This is a genomic window from Kingella bonacorsii, assembly GCF_016623605.1.
GTDB classification, from domain to species: Bacteria; Pseudomonadota; Gammaproteobacteria; order Burkholderiales; family Neisseriaceae; genus Kingella_B; species Kingella_B oralis.
Genome location: NZ_JAEHNZ010000001.1, coordinates 903,397 through 917,951, shown reverse-complemented (window position 1 = coordinate 917,951; position 14,555 = coordinate 903,397). Strand labels below are relative to the sequence as shown.

14 protein-coding genes and 1 pseudogene are annotated in these 14,555 nt (G+C 55.1%); 3 read left to right on the top strand and 12 right to left on the bottom strand.

Annotation, left to right across the window (positions count from 1 at the left end; translation table 11 throughout):
* The 6 genes and pseudogenes from JDW22_RS13650 to dnaX all read right to left on the bottom strand — a co-directional run.
* Window positions 1–298 (bottom strand): annotated as a pseudogene (locus JDW22_RS13650) (hypothetical protein); the annotation flags it as partial.
* Complete coding sequence (gene rimI / locus JDW22_RS04785) at window positions 292–717, bottom strand: ribosomal protein S18-alanine N-acetyltransferase (RefSeq protein WP_200521912.1); 426 nt, start codon at window positions 715–717, stop codon at window positions 292–294. The pseudogene JDW22_RS13650 and the gene rimI, both read right to left, overlap by 7 nt.
* 84 nt (window positions 718–801) lie before the next feature.
* Window positions 802–1,695: a Dyp-type peroxidase gene (locus JDW22_RS04780; RefSeq protein ID WP_200521911.1), complete on the bottom strand. Its 894-nt coding sequence runs from the start codon at window positions 1,693–1,695 to the stop codon at window positions 802–804.
* A gap of 56 nt (window positions 1,696–1,751) precedes the next feature.
* Window positions 1,752–2,210: an HAD domain-containing protein gene (locus JDW22_RS04775; protein ID WP_200521910.1), complete on the bottom strand. Its 459-nt coding sequence runs from the start codon at window positions 2,208–2,210 to the stop codon at window positions 1,752–1,754.
* A 123-nt stretch (window positions 2,211–2,333) separates the two neighbouring features.
* Window positions 2,334–3,365 carry a Holliday junction branch migration DNA helicase RuvB gene (gene ruvB, locus JDW22_RS04770; RefSeq protein ID WP_200521909.1) on the bottom strand — a complete coding sequence of 344 codons (1,032 nt, stop codon included), beginning with the start codon at window positions 3,363–3,365 and terminating at the stop codon, window positions 2,334–2,336.
* A gap of 97 nt (window positions 3,366–3,462) precedes the next feature.
* A complete protein-coding gene (gene dnaX / locus JDW22_RS04765; RefSeq protein WP_200521908.1) occupies window positions 3,463–5,655 on the bottom strand; it encodes a DNA polymerase III subunit gamma/tau in 2,193 nt (730 codons plus the stop codon).
* Between the two features lie 368 nt (window positions 5,656–6,023).
* Here dnaX and JDW22_RS04760 point away from each other — a divergent pair, with 368 nt between their 5' ends.
* Window positions 6,024–6,311, top strand: coding sequence for an SPOR domain-containing protein (locus JDW22_RS04760; RefSeq protein ID WP_040558118.1), 288 nt, complete (start codon window positions 6,024–6,026; stop codon window positions 6,309–6,311).
* 354 nt (window positions 6,312–6,665) lie between these two features.
* Here JDW22_RS04760 and xth read toward each other — a convergent pair whose 3' ends face one another.
* The 6 genes from xth to JDW22_RS04730 all read right to left on the bottom strand — a co-directional run bounded on the left by xth (window position 6,666) and on the right by JDW22_RS04730 (window position 12,715).
* Window positions 6,666–7,433 carry an exodeoxyribonuclease III gene (xth, locus tag JDW22_RS04755; RefSeq protein ID WP_003794069.1) on the bottom strand — a complete coding sequence of 256 codons (768 nt, stop codon included), beginning with the start codon at window positions 7,431–7,433 and terminating at the stop codon, window positions 6,666–6,668.
* 95 nt (window positions 7,434–7,528) lie between these two features.
* Window positions 7,529–8,203: an OmpA family protein gene (locus tag JDW22_RS04750; RefSeq protein ID WP_003794071.1), complete on the bottom strand. Its 675-nt coding sequence runs from the start codon at window positions 8,201–8,203 to the stop codon at window positions 7,529–7,531.
* 191 nt (window positions 8,204–8,394) lie between these two features.
* Window positions 8,395–9,612, bottom strand: coding sequence for a multidrug effflux MFS transporter (locus tag JDW22_RS04745; RefSeq protein WP_200521907.1), 1,218 nt, complete (start codon window positions 9,610–9,612; stop codon window positions 8,395–8,397).
* A gap of 164 nt (window positions 9,613–9,776) precedes the next feature.
* On the bottom strand, window positions 9,777–10,211 hold the full coding sequence (locus JDW22_RS04740; RefSeq protein ID WP_200521906.1) for a peroxiredoxin: 435 nt from the start codon (window positions 10,209–10,211) through the stop codon (window positions 9,777–9,779).
* Window positions 10,212–10,377: 166 nt separating this feature from the next.
* Window positions 10,378–11,655, bottom strand: coding sequence for a PilT/PilU family type 4a pilus ATPase (locus JDW22_RS04735; protein ID WP_200521905.1), 1,278 nt, complete (start codon window positions 11,653–11,655; stop codon window positions 10,378–10,380).
* 19 nt (window positions 11,656–11,674) lie between these two features.
* Window positions 11,675–12,715: a type IV pilus twitching motility protein PilT gene (locus JDW22_RS04730; protein ID WP_050755560.1), complete on the bottom strand. Its 1,041-nt coding sequence runs from the start codon at window positions 12,713–12,715 to the stop codon at window positions 11,675–11,677.
* Between the two features lie 296 nt (window positions 12,716–13,011).
* Between JDW22_RS04730 and JDW22_RS04725 the strand changes: the two genes are divergently transcribed.
* Both JDW22_RS04725 and lapB read left to right on the top strand, forming a co-directional pair.
* A complete protein-coding gene (locus JDW22_RS04725; protein WP_003794088.1) occupies window positions 13,012–13,314 on the top strand; it encodes a LapA family protein in 303 nt (100 codons plus the stop codon).
* A gap of 8 nt (window positions 13,315–13,322) precedes the next feature.
* Window positions 13,323–14,495: a lipopolysaccharide assembly protein LapB gene (gene lapB, locus JDW22_RS04720; RefSeq protein WP_200521904.1), complete on the top strand. Its 1,173-nt coding sequence runs from the start codon at window positions 13,323–13,325 to the stop codon at window positions 14,493–14,495.
* The last annotated feature ends 60 nt before the right edge of the window (window positions 14,496–14,555 follow it).

Below are 14,555 nucleotides of genomic sequence, written 5' to 3'. Positions count from 1 at the left end.
GGTTGCCGGGTGGTGCGGCGGCGGGTTGCGGGGCGCTTGGGGTGTGGCTGGGGGCGCTGCGTTGGCGGATTTTGGCTAGGGCGTTGCCTTGGGCGGCCGGGTTGGTGGGTGTTTGGGTTGGATAGCGGGGTTCGGTTTTCGCTTCGCTTTCGCCAGAATGCGTATTACTCGTTTTAACTTCGTTGAAGCCTTCGGCTTTCAGGCTGCCTTCGGGCGGGCGGATGCGGGCTTGTTGGTTGAGCCACATGCTGCCGAGTCCTAGGGCTTGGTGGAGGTGGATATAGCGGCTGTTTAGCATGTTTTCTCCATGATGATGGCGTCTTCGTTGCCGTAGTAGTTTTTGCGGGTGGCGATGGGGGTGAATTGGTGTTTGCGGTATAGGGCTTGGGCGATGTGGTTGCTGGCGCGCACTTCTAGGATGATGCGGGCGTGGTGTTGCTGGGCGGTGGCGATGAGTTGTTGCATGAGTTGGCTGGCGATGCCTTGTTGGCGATGGCTGGGGGCGGTGGCGATAAGGTGGAGTTCGATTTCGTCTTGAATGTGTTGCCATGCGATGTAGCCGATGATTTGTTGGTCGCGTTCGGCGATGAGTAGGGTGCGGATGGGGGGCTGGTGGGCAGCCTGAAATTGGTTGGCTGTCCATGGGTGGGGATTGGTTTGCTGGTCTAGGCTGGCTAGGGCGGGGATGTCGGCGACTGTGGCGGGGCGGATGTGCATGGTGGTTGTGATTGTATGTTTTAGCTTCGCAGAAACTCGTTTTCAGGCTGCCTAAATGGGATAAAAGACAGCCTGAAAATGGTTTTACAAGTCTTGCAGTCGCTCTACGCTGGGGGCGTAGTAATACGCGCCGCTGATGGCGGTGGAGATGCGTTCTAGCAGGAGATCGGTTAGCCCGTCTTCGCTGTCGCCAAACATGTGTTGCAGTTGGATTTCTATGTTGCGCAGTTTGCCAGCGTAGGCAATGAAGGCGAGTCCGTGTTCGCCTGATGCGGTGCCGTAGGGCAGGCTGCGGCGGATGATTTTGAGCCCTTTGCCGTTTTCTTTGATGTTGGTGCGGGCAAGGTGGGATGTGGGCAGGCGTTCTGTTTTGGGGAATTCTTCGTTGCTCTCTTTGCTGCGCCCGATGCTTTCTTCTTGCTGGGCGACGGTGTAGGCATCCCATTTGGCGAGGTCGTGCAGGTAGCGTTGGATGAGCACGTAGCTGCCGCCGTGTTCGTTGAGCCCGAAATTGCTGATGGCTTCTTTGCCTGCGGGGTTTTCGGTGCCGTCCACAAAGCCGTCTAAGCCGCGGTCTTGATGGCGGCGGAAGCCGTGGGTTTCGTTTTGCACGGCGATGCTGTTGCCAAATGCGGCGAGCGCGGCGAGTGCTAGGGTGAAGTTGGTGTCGTGGTTTTGCGATTGGATGTGGATGAGCAGGTCGTGTTGGGTGGCGGGGGCTTGGGTTGCGCCTTTGCCGTAGCCTGGGAAGTTTTTCAGCTCGGGGGCTTCGTTGTGTTTCAGGCTGCCCCAGTAGTTTGCGCCGAAGGCGATGGTCATGCCGAGTTGGTCGTTGGGGAATTGTTGTTGCACGTTGGCAAGGGCTTGTTGCGCGGCGCGGCAGGCGGCGGGGATGTTTTCAGGCTGCGTGATGTTGGCTTCTATGATGATGGCGTTGAGTGGGTGTTCGTTGAATAGGGGGGATTGGGGGGTGGTCATGGTGTGTTCCTTTGTGGTGGGTTGTGTAAACAGGTTTGGCGTGGCGCAATGGTGTTTCAGGCTGCCTGAAAGTGGTTTGCTACGCGGTGAATCAGTTGCGAAAGTTCGGGCAGGTCGCGTTCGGTTAGTCCTGTGCCTGCGGTGCAGAAGTGGACGCGCTGGCTGTGGTGGTTGAAGTAGTTATGGGCGTCGTCTAGGGCGAGCCAGGGTTCGTTGGGGATAAGGTTGTCGTCTAGGTAGTGCAGGATTTCTTGCTCGCGCGGGGCGATGGGGCTGGTGGCGACGTGTTCGGGGGTTTTGCCGATGATGCGCTGGGCGATGTCGGGGGAGAAAGGGCGGCGTAGGGCGGCAAGGTCGCGCCCGCTGCGCCATGTGGATGAGATGACGAATTGGATGTGGGCGTTTTCAGGCTGCCTGAAAAAGCATTCAAAAATGGGGATTTGGCTGAACATTTGTTCTTGGCGAAAGGCGTAGGCGGAATGGAGTACGCCGTCAAAGTCTAGGAATAGGAGCATGGTGGGGCAGCCTGAAAAGGGGGGATGATGGGGTTTTAGCTTCGCAGAAGCTCATAAATTCGCTTTCAGGCTGCCTAAGATGGGTGTTTGCCTGCCATGAGGCAGTCTGAAAATGGGTTGGGTTTACTCGGGCGTGGTTAAGCCAAAATGTTCAAATGCGCTGGCGGTGGCGGTGCGTCCGCGCGGGGTGCGTTGCAGGAAGCCTTGTTGGATAAGGTAGGGTTCTATTACGTCTTCTATGGTGTCGGTGGATTCGCCGATGGCGGCGGCGATGTTGTCTAGCCCAACGGGGCCGCCGCTGAATTTGTGCAACACGGCTTCTAGGAATTTTCGGTCCATCATGTCTAGCCCGATTTTGTCCACGTCTAACATGGAGAGGGCGGCATCGGCGATGGGGGCGGTGATGCTGCCTGAATGTTTGACTTCGGCGTAATCGCGCACGCGGCGCAGCAGGCGGTTGGCAATGCGGGGGGTGCCTCGGCTGCGGCGGGCGATTTCTAATGCGCCGTGTTCGTCTAAATCCATGCCCAGCAGTTGGGCGGAGCGGGCGACGATGGTGGCTAAATCGCGGGTTTCGTAAAATTCCAGCCGCGCAACAATGCCGAAGCGGTCGCGTAGGGGATTGGTAAGCATGCCTGCGCGGGTGGTGGCGCCGATGAGCGTGAACGGCGGCAGGTCTATTTTGACGGAACGGGCGGCGGGGCCTTCGCCTATCATGATGTCTAGCTGGTAGTCTTCCATGGCGGGGTAGAGGATTTCTTCTACCACGGGGCTTAGGCGGTGGATTTCGTCAATAAATAATACGTCGTGCGGTTCTAGGTTGGTGAGCAAGGCGGCGAGGTCGCCTGCGCGTTCCAGCACGGGGCCTGATGTTTGCCGCAGGTTTACGCCCAATTCGCGCGCGATGATATTCGCCAGCGTGGTTTTGCCCAAACCTGGGGGGCCAAAAAGCAGGCTGTGGTCTAGGGCCTCGCTGCGTTTTTTGGCGGCGGCGATAAAGATGGCAAGCTGTTCTTTGGCTTTGTGTTGCCCGATATAGTCGGCGAGGGTTTTGGGGCGCAGGGCGCGTTCTAGCTGCTCTTCTTGGGCGGAGAGATTTTGCGCGGCGATAAGGCGGGGTTGGGTGCTGGTGGTAAGGTTGTCGGTTTGGAGCATGGTGTTTTTTGGTTTGGATGATGTGGCGGCTTGAGATGTTGAGGCAGCCTGAAAATGATGGTTGTGCTTGCGTTACCCGTTTTCAGGCTGTCGATGTTTAGGCGTTGAGCGCGATGCTTTCGGCATCCCATGTTGCGCCGAAGTGTTGTTGGATGGCTTGCAGGGCGGGGTCTTGCTCCATCAGGACTTGGGCTTGGGCGCGGTTTTCGGCGGCGATGCGGCTGCGGTGCATGGCGGGCGTTTCCCAGCCGTTGCCTTCGGCGAAGGGTTGGGTTTGGATGTGGACGGGGATTTGGTAGGCTTCGCTTAATGCGCTGGTGATGCGGTTAAGGTATTCTTTTTTGGTGGTATTTTTGGTTTTTTCGGAAACGATGGCGAGGTGCAATTCACCGTCTTGATAGGCAACCCACGCGGTGTGATCCAGCAGCATACGGGCGGCGGAGATTTGGTTGCTGATGCGCTCGGCGATGGCGGGCCAGTTTTCGGCGGCGAATGGGGGGTAGGGGGTGTCGGCTTCGTTGAAGCCTTCGGTTTTGGGGCTGCCCAAATCGGCGCTGGCTGCGCTGGGGGCGGCTTTTTTTCGGGCGGCTTTTTTCGGCGCGGGGGTGTTTTCTGCTTGAGCGGGTTCTGCTTCGCTTTGGATGGCTTCGCTGGGTTCGGGGCGTGCTGCTTCGCTGGTTTTCAGGCTGCCTGAAAGGGCGGTTGCTGCTGGCGTTTGGGGCCGGGTATCAGCTGCCTGAACTTCGTTGCGGCTTTCGGTGTGCGGGCTGCCGGTTTGCGCGTCGGCGGGAGCGGGCGTTTCAGGCATGGGCGGTTCTGCCGTTGCGCTGTTTGTGTCCGCAGTTATATCCGCGGGATGGGGGGCGATTTGCTGCGGTTCAGGCGTTGTTTCGTTGGTATGGATTTCGTTGGAGCTTTCGGTTTTCAGGCTGGCTGAAAAAGGTTGTTCAGTAGGCGTGGCTGTTTGCGCGTGATTGCTGGATGGTGCAACGGCTTGCGGTGAAACAGTTTCCGTTTCGTTCAAGCCTGTGTCGTTGTTTATTTGGGTTTCGCCGAAGTTTGCCGCGCTCGTTTCCACTTCGTCGGCGCTTTCGGTTTTCGCTTCGTGCAAGCCCGCATTGCTCGTTTTCAGGCTGCCGATTGACGCGGCAGGTTCGTGCATCTGCGTGTTTTCAATCACGGCGTTGGCGGGCACATCCTCCGCCGCAAACGGCGCAAAGGCGAGCATCCGCAGCAGCGTCATCACAAAGCCTGCGTATTCATCGGGCGCAAGCGGCAGGTCTTGTTTGCCGTGCAGGGCGCATTGGTAGTAAAGCTGGATTTGCTCGCTGTTAAACGCGCGGGCAAGGGCGTGCAGGCGGTCGTGTTCGGGGTCGTCTGCGGCGATGGCGGTGGGCACGGTTTGCAGCAGCGCGATGCGTTGCAACAGCAGGGCCAGCTCGGCTAACACGCTATCAAAGCCGAGCGATTGGCTGTGCATTTCGCTGGCTTTGGCAATCAACGCCGCGCCGTTTTTTTGCGACAAAATTTCTAGTAATTCAAACAGATAGCGATTGTCTACCGCGCCTATCATATTGCGCACATCGGCTTCTTGCACGCTGCCCGAGCCCATGGCGATGGCTTGGTCCAGCAGGCTGAGGGCATCGCGCATAGAGCCTTGCGCGGCGCGCCCCAGCAGAGTGAGTGCGGCGGGCTCGTAGGCGATGTGTTCCGCGTTTAAAACGTGCGCCAAATGGTCGGACACTTGCTGCGCGGTCATATTGCGTAAAACTAATTGTAAACAACGACTTAGCACCGTAATCGGCACTTTATGCGGGTCGGTGGTGGCAAGGATAAATTTGACGTGTTCGGGCGGCTCTTCCAGCGTTTTCAGCATGGCGTTAAACGCGGATTTGGACAGCATGTGCACTTCGTCAATGATGTAAACCTTGTATTTGCCTGCCGTGGGCGCGTATTGGGCGTTTTCCAGCACTTCGCGGATGTTGTCTATGCCCGTGTTGCTGGCGGCATCAATTTCCAGCAAGTCCACAAATCGTCCCGCATCAATGGCTTGGCAGGTGGCGCAATGTCCGCAAGGCTCGCCGTGTTGCGCATTTTCGCAGTTCAGGCTTTTGGCGAGAATGCGGGCGATGGTGGTTTTGCCTACGCCGCGCGTGCCTGTGAGCAAGTAGGCATGGTGTAAACGCCCGTTGGCAAGGGCGTTTTGCAGGGCTTTGACAACGTGTTGTTGCCCCACGAGGTCGGCGAAGGTTTTGGGTCGCCATTTGCGGGCGAGAACTTGGTAGGTCATGGCTGGAAAGTTTGTTAAGAAAATGGGGCGAATTTTAGCATATTTGGCAGCCTGAAAATTTGGCACACTTGGTAGGATGGTTACAAAAAAGGGCAGTTTGTGCGTGGCGTTGGCGGTTGCGATGGTTTTCAGGCTGCCTTATGCGTTGGATTAAAATTGTTGTTTTTTCAATTGGTTAAAATATTTACACAGTTCGTGTAATGAAACAAGATGCTTTTCAGGCTGCCTTAGCAGGCGGGCGCGGTGGCGTGGGGGAATGTAAAGATACGTTAGTTTTTACACGAGTTGGCACGGCAAATGCTACCAGTTTGGTAACTAGATTCTTTATCCTAGACCGATTTCTTGCCCTGTGGCACAAGGAGACTGTGATGAAAAAATTATGCTTAGCTTTGGTTTTGCTTACTGGCATCAGCAGCGCGTGGGCAGCAGGTTCTGCGGTGCAATTGGGCACGTTTAGAGAGTCGGATTACGCGCAAAGGATGGTGGCGAACGCGGCTTTGGCGGGCGTGCCTGCTTCGGTGAAAGAGACCAAATCTGCGGACGGCACACCAATGTATCACGTGCGCACGCCGCGCATGGAACGGCAGCAGGCGGAGCAAACGGTGGAGCGTTTGCGCAAAAACCAGATTGATGATTGCTTGATTTTGGATAATTGAGCTGACTTTTGATGGGGTTTCAGGCTGCTTGTTTGTGAGAGTTCGAGTGGTCTGAAATTTTTAGTGGGACAGGGTGATGCCTGTCCTTTTTTTTGTTTGGGGCGGGGTGGCTTATGTTTTGTGAATAGGCAGCCTGAAAACCAATCTGTCCGATAAAAAACCGTTTGGCTTAACACCAAACGGTTTTGTGTTTTCAGGCTGCCTTGGATGATTTGAGGCAGCCTGAAACGCAATGCACAATGGAGCGTCGGCGGTTTGACGACATGTTAATCAACCAGCGCAGCTTAATTTAACGCGCCATTTGGCGACGAGCTGTCGCCGTTCCATTTTCAGGCTGCCTTTGTGCGCCGCCACTCAATCCCACTCCGCCACCACAGGCGCGTGGTCGCTGGGGCGTTCTTGGGCGCGGGCTTCGCTGTCGATGTTCACGCTGCGCAGGCTGTCGCGCAGGGCGGGACTAATCAGCAAGTGGTCAATGCGCAGCCCCAAGCCTTTGGCGAACATCGCGCCGCGATAATCCCACCATGTGTAGTGCGCGCCGGTGGGGTAAATGTGCCGTAATGCGTCATGTAGCCCGAGGTTGAGCAGGTTGGCGAACCATTGCCGTTCTTCGCCGGAACAGAGGATTTTTTCGTGCCAGCGTTGCGGGTCGTACACATCGTCGTCGGCAGGGGCGATGTTGAAGTCGCCCAGCAGCACGAGCTTGGGGTGTTGGGCGAGCTGGTCGCGCACATATTCGGTGAGCGCGGCAAACCATTGGCGTTTATAGGCGAATTTGGGGCTGTCGAGCGCTTCGCCGTTTACGCAGTAAACATTGATTACGCGGATGTCGTTGATGGTGGCGGCAATCACGCGTTGCTGCGGGTCGTCGGGCAGCGCGGGCAGCCCTGTTTGCACGTCTTGCAACGGGTGGCGGCTGATGATGGCGACGCCGTTGTAGGTTTTTTGCCCTGCCCATGCGGTGTGCCAGCCCATCATGCGAAAGGCGGCGGCGGGGTATTTGTCTTGTTCCAGTTTCAGCTCTTGCAGCACCAATATATCGGGCTGGTGGGCGGCGAGCCAGTCGCTTACTTGCGGCAGGCGCACGTTGAGCGAATTAACGTTCCATGTGGCGATTTTCATGCGATGTTCCGTGGTTACGATGTTTTGACAACATTTAGGCAGCCTGAAAACGAGAAAACGGTTTTCAGGCTGCCTGTTGCGTTGTTTACCAATGGTTATGCGCCTGCGGCTCGTGCGGCGTTTTGGTCGGGGTTAATCAGAATTTCTACGCGGCGGTTTTGGGCGCGGCCTGCTTCGGTGCTGTTATCGGCAACGGGTTGGCGCGAGCCTTGTCCTGACACGCTCATGCGGTTAGCTGCCACGCCGTGTTGGTTCAGGTAGTTGGCAACGGATTGGGCGCGGTTGTACGACAAGGGGTTGTTGATGGCATCGTTGCCTGTGTTATCGGTGTGTCCCACGATGGTGATGGTGGTGTCGGTGTAGGTTGCCAGCGTTTGCGCGGCTTGGCTCAACGAGTTTTGCGCTTGGGCGGAAAGCGTGGCGCTGTTGGTGGCGAAGGTTACGGCGGCGGGCATGGTTAATTTAATTTGGTCGCCTTGACGATCCACGGCAACGCCTGAGCCTTGCAGTTGTTCACGCAATTTTTTCTCTTGGTAATCCATGTAACCGCCTACGCCAGCGCCTACTGCGCCGCAAGCCAAGGCAGAATTGCGCGCGCCTTTGCCGCCGTGGGTTAATGCGCCCACGATGCCGCAGGTGGCTGCGCCGCCCAAGCCGTAAAGCGCGGTTTTGCTGATTTTGTTTTGCCCTGTGGTGGCATCGGTTACGCAGCCGCTCAATGCGAGCGCGGCGGTGAGGGCGGCAAGTGTGGTGGTTTTCATCAGTTTCATGTGCGTTTCCTTTAATCAAAGGTGGATGGGATGGCCGGGCCTGGTTTCAGGCTGCCTGAGAGGTAGCCGCGCAATATACCGATGTTTCGGGGATAAGGCCAGTTGCCTTAACGAGAAATTACTTTGAAACGCGGGTTTTTTTCGCTTGGGGCGGCTTGAAATGGCTTGCCAAGGTAGCCTGAAAATCGGTTTCAGGCTGCCTTCCCCCACATTTGGCTGCGCGAAAACAGCAGCAGCAACACCAAGCCTATGCTGGTGGCGGCGAGCATCGTGCCTGTCATCACCAACGCCGTGCCGTTGTGCAAAAAGGCAACCGAAAAGCCCGCCAGCGAGCCAATCAGCGATTGCGTTGCCGATAGCGCGGCGTTGGCACTGCCTGCGATTTCGGGCTTGAAGTTGCTCATAAACAGGGCTTGGGTGTTGGCGGCGATTAAACCTTGCGTGCCCACCGACACCATCACCAGCGGAATCAACAATGCCAGCGGCGGCTGTTTGAACCACAACACGCTGGCAACAAGGGCAATATTGGCGCAGCCTTGCAGCGCGATGCCGACTTTCAGCAAATCGCGGCTGTGCCAATCGCGGCGCAAGCCAAACGCGGTCAGCCGATTGCACAGCATCATGGTTACGATGTTGCAGCCAAACACCCAAGCGTATTGATGCGAGCTTAGGTTGTATAACTTCATGTAAACAAAGGGCGATTCGCTTAAAAACGCCATCATGGATGAAAACGAAGCGGCTTGGTAAAACAAAAAACCAAGCGCGGGCAGCGTGGCGAACACTTGGCGATAGCGGCTGCCGATTTGTTTAACGTGCGACAGGCGCAGCGGCTCGGCGGATTTGTGTTTGGGCAAAAAGCGAAACAGCAGCGCGAACACGATGCTGGCATAGACAAACAAAAAGGCGAAAATGCTGCGCCAGCCCGTGAGCGATTGCAACGCCGAGCCGAGCATGGGCGCAACCAGCGGTGCCAGCATCAAAATGATGCCGATAAGGGTGAACATTTGCGCCGCTTCTTTGCCTTGATAATTATCGCGCACCAACGCGCCCACCACCACGGCAGACATCCCTCCGCCCAAGGCTTGCACCATGCGCAACGCCATCAGCTGCTCGGCGGTTTGCACAAAAATCAGCCCCGCGCAGCCAATCAGAAAAATAGTTAAGCCAAACAGCGCGATGTTGCGCCGCCCTTTGATGTCGGACAACGAACCGCCGAGCAACTGCCCTGCCGCCACACCAAACATAAATGTGCTCAGGCTTTTTTCAATTTGATGGATGTCGGCGTGCAGCGCGGTGGCGATGTTGGGCAGCGAGGGCAAGTAGGCATCGATTGACAGCGGCATGATGGCGATGAGCATGGCCATCAGGAACGCCATTTGTTTGGTGGAGAGGGGGCGGGCTGTTTGCATGGTGTGAACGCGTGATTAAGATGAGGCAGCCTGAAAACGGAAAACGGGTTTTCAGGCTGCCTATAAGGTAGTTGTTAAACGGAGCGGATTATACGCTTGGGGCGGGGAAAGCTCAAACGGGAGAACGGCTTAGCGGTTGCGCGTTGGGCAACCGAGCCGCGTCGCTAGCCGTTTTTTACCGCCGCCAGCACGGCTTCGGCGTGCCCTGCCACTTTCACTTTGCGCCATTCGTGCGCGATATTGCCTGCGCTGTCTAACACGAAGGTGCTGCGTTCAATGCCCATGTGTTCTTTGCCGTAGAGCTTTTTCAGTTTCAACACGTCGAATTGCCGGCACACGGTTTCGTCGGCATCGCTGAGCAAGGCAAAGGCGAAGCCTTGTTTGGCGCAGAAGTTTTGGTGGGTTTTCACGCTGTCGCGCGAGATGCCGACCACGGTGTAGCCCAAGGCTTGAAATTCGGGCAGCAGGCGGTTGAAATCCAAGCCTTCGATGGTGCAGCCTGCGGTGTGGTCTTTGGGATAGAAATAAACGATGAGCGGCAGATGCGCTTGGCTGTGGAATATATCGCCGTTGGAAGAGGGGAGGGAGAAATGGGGCATGGTAAGCTTTCGTGTGTGAGGGATGGGTTGTGCCGAGCGGCGTTTCAGGCTGCCGTTGGCAGAATGCGCGGGGCGGACGATGAACGAACGGGCAAAGCTGCCGCAAACAAATTTTCAGGCTGCCTCAATCGATTAAGGCAGCCTGAAACGCAGTTTATTTAACCGGTTACAAGATGTTCAAATCGGAAACGCGGTCATACATTTGACCCGGCTCTTTGCCTTCTTCCCACAGGGTGATTTTCAGGCGCAAGTCGCTGGCGGATTCGGCTTGGCGCAAGGCTTCGTCTAAGGTGATGCGCCCTGAGGTGTAGAGTTTGAACAAATCTTGGTCAAACGTTTGCATGCCCTCGGATTGGGAGCGCTCAATCAAGCGCATCATCTCAATCAGCTCGCCTTTCATCATGTAGTCCGCCATCGCGGGCGAGTTAATCAGCAAGTCCACAATCGCGGTACGCCCGCCTTCAATCAAACGCGCCAAACGCTGCCCGATGATGCCGACCACGTTGAGCGACAAGTCCAGCAATACTTGTTTGTGCTGCTCTTCGGGGTAGAAGTTCATGATACGTTCCACCGCTTGCACGGCGTTGTTCGCGTGGATGGTGAAGAATACCAAGTGCCCCGTTTGCGCCAGCTGCAAGGCGTATTCCATGGTGTGTTCGTTACGCACCTCGCCTACGCAGACCACATCAGGCGCTTGACGCATCGCAGATTGCACCGCCATAGACCAAGAGTTGGTGTCAATGCCCAATTCACGTTGGGTAAAAATGCTTTTGATTGGCGTGTGGATGTATTCCACAGGGTCTTCAATGGTAACGATATGACCTGCGGCGTGTTTGTTGCGCCAGTCTAGCATCGCCGCCATGGAGGTGGATTTACCCGAACCCGTTGCCCCCGCCAGAATAATCAGACCGCGCGGCTGCATGGCAAGCTCTTTCAAGCCTTGCGGCAGCTGCAAATCGTCCACCGTTAAAATTTTGGTGGTGATGCGCCGCCACACCATGCCCACGTGTCCTTGCTCGTGATACGCGTTCACACGATAGCGCACACCTGTGGCAGAAGTAACCGAATAGTTCAATTCCAATTCTTCTTCAAAGCGGATGCGCTGCTCATCGCTCATGGTGGAATACACCAAAACTTCGGTGTCTTGCGGAGTGAGCGGTTTGAGCGGAACGGGGGTCAGCTCGCCGTTGATTTTGAATGAGGGCGGGAAGTTCACGCTGATGAAAATATCGGAAGCCAAGCGTTTTTCGCATTCGGCAGACATTTTTTCCAGCAAGGGATGCAGCCCTGGTTTTTCTTTACGCGCCATCACGCTGGCAACGGTTTTTTCAGGCTGCCCTTGGGGGGCGCGTTTGGGCGCGGCTTGCGGCTTCACTTGGTAATCGTTCACAAAGTCTTCCAACAGGTTGGTTAAGCCGGCGGTGGGGTTGTTTTGTTCTGACATGGTGGTCTCCCTTTGTTTGTTACACAATCATATCGGGGTTTTGCGCTTTGGCGCGGGCATCGGCAAGCGACACGATATTGCGGCGAACCAAGTCTTGCAAGCATTGGTCCAGCGTTTGCATACCGAAGTTTTGCCCCGTTTGAATAGAAGATTGCATTTGGGCAATTTTGTTTTCACGAATCAAGTTACGAATCGCGGGGGTGGAAATCATGATTTCATGCGCGGCAACACGGCCTTTGCCGTCTTTGGTTTTCAGCAGCGTTTGGGCGATAACCGCGCGCAGTGATTCGGACAACATAGAACGCACCATTTCTTTTTCGGCAGCGGGGAACACGTCGATAATACGGTCGATGGTTTTGGCGGCGGAGGTGGTGTGCAAGGTGCCAAACACCAAGTGCCCCGTTTCGGCGGCAGTCAATGCCAAGCCAATGGTTTCGGGGTCGCGCATCTCGCCCACCAGAATAATATCGGGGTCTTCACGCAGGGCGGAGCGCAGGGCGTTGGCGAAGCTGTGGGTGTGTTCGCCCAATTCGCGTTGGTTCACAAGGCATTTTTTGGATTGGTGCACAAACTCGATGGGGTCTTCAATGGTGAGGATGTGGGCGGAATATTTTTCGTTCACATAGTCCATCATGGCGGCAAGGGTGGTGGATTTGCCCGAACCTGTTGGCCCTGTTACCAACACCAAACCGCGTGGGTTGTCGGCGATTTTTTGGAAAATGCGCGGGGCTTTGAGCTCTTCCAAGGTTAAAACTTTGCTGGGAATGGTACGCAACACGGCGGCGGGCCCGCGGTTGGTGTTAAACGCGTTCACACGGAAGCGGGCGATGTTGGGCAGTTCAAACGAAAAGTCGGTTTCCAAATTTTGTTGGTAGTTTTTGCGTTGCAAGTCGTTCATGATGGAGCTAATCATTGTGCCGACTTCGTCTGCGTTCATTTCGGGCAGGTTGATGCGGCGGATGTCGCCGTTCACGCGAATCATGGGGGGCAGACCTGCGGAGATGTGTAAGTCTGATGCTTTGTTTTTCACGCCAAATGCGAGAAGGTCGGTAATCTGCATAGCTGTGCTCATAATGATGCCTTTGCAAAAGTGGATTGAATTAAGCCCCGTATTCTAAATAATTTTCAGGCTGCCTGAAAGCAAATGTTAAGAAAGGTTGGGATTTTGTTGTATTTCAGGCTGCCTTTGTTTACGTTTGGGATGATGTTTTGGATGATGGTTTGAATGCGGGGTAATGAAAGGCAGTATCACAAGGCGGTCAAATCGTTTACACTTACGCCCCATATCAGGCTCTGCCTATTTTCAGGCTGCCTTTTTATTTTTGCGACCTATTTTTGAAACAACAGGGAACTGTGATGAAACTGTTTTACACGATAATCAAACTTGCGATTTTGGCGGTGCTGCTGGTGTTTGCTTTGATTAACACGGCAAAAGTACCATTTTTCTATCTGCCCAGCGAGTCGCTTGAATTGCCGCTGATTGTGATTTTGTTCGGCGCGTTTGTGGCGGGCGCGCTGTTCGGCTTGTTTGCGCTGTTTGGGCGTTTAATCCATCTGCGTAACGAGAACGCGCGCTTGCGTGCCGAAGTGCAAAAGAATGCCCGTTTGACCACGCAAGACATTACCGCGCCCCAGCCGGTTAACGCAGCCAAAAAATAAGGCAAAACATGGAAAACGCTGACATTTGGTCAATACTTGTGCCGATTATTTTGCTGCCTGCGTTTTTTGCGATGGGCTGGTTTGCCGCGCGGATTGATATGAAAACCGTGCTGAAACAGGCAAAAACTGTGCCAGCGGGCTTTTACGCCAGTTTGGATGCGCTGGTGGACAAAAACACAGGGCGCGCGGCGCATAATCTTGCGGAAGTGATTGATCAACAACAAAATTCGTATGATTTGAATTTAACTTTGGGCAAGCTGTATCGCCAGCGCGGTGAAAACGATAAGGCGATTGCCATGCACAAGGCGTTGCTGGATTCGCCTGATACGGTGGGCGATAAGCGCACGCGGGTGTTATACGAGCTGGGCTTGAATTATCAAAGCGCGGGCTTGGTGGACAGGGCGGAGCAGATTTTCTTGGAATTAAAACAAGGCAATATGGCAAAGCAGGCGAATGAATTGCTGTTGAATATTTATCAGCAAGACCGCGATTGGGAGCAAGCCATTGCCACCGCGCAGCTTTTGGCGCACGATGAGCAAACTTATCAATTTGAAATGGCGCAGTTTTATTGCGAAATCGCGCAGGGCGAATTGTTTAAATCGCAATTTGAGCAGGCGCGTGCGCATGTTCAGGCTGCCTTGTCTGCCAACAAAAAATGCACCCGCGCCAACATGATTTTGGGCGATATTGAGCAAAAGCAGGGCAACTTTCAGGCTGCCATTGATGCCTACGCCGCGATTGAAAAGCAAAACCATGCTTATTTGAGCATGGTAGGCGAGAAGCTGTATGACGCGTATGACGCGCTGGGCAAGGCGCAAGACGGCTTGGAAGTGCTGATTGGCTACGCCAAAATGTTCCCGCAGCTGGATTTGAACAGTGTGATTTACGAAAAATCGCTGCTGCTGTGGGGCGAGGAAAAAGCCAACCAAACAATGGTGGAGCTGGTGCGCATCAAGCCTGATTTAAACGGGATGTATCGCCTGCTGGGTTTGCAGATGAGCGATTTGAACCCGCAATGGAAAGCCGATGCTGATATGATGCGCACCGTGATTGGGCGGCAAGTGCAGCGCAGTTGGATGTATCGCTGTCGCAACTGCCATTTCAAATCGCAAGTGTTTTTCTGGCATTGCCCAGCGTGCAATAAATGGGAAACGTTTACGCCGAATAAGATTGAAGTGTGATGTTGGCTGAAATGGTTTTCAGGCTGCCTTATTGGGATGAGGCAGCCTGAAAACAATATT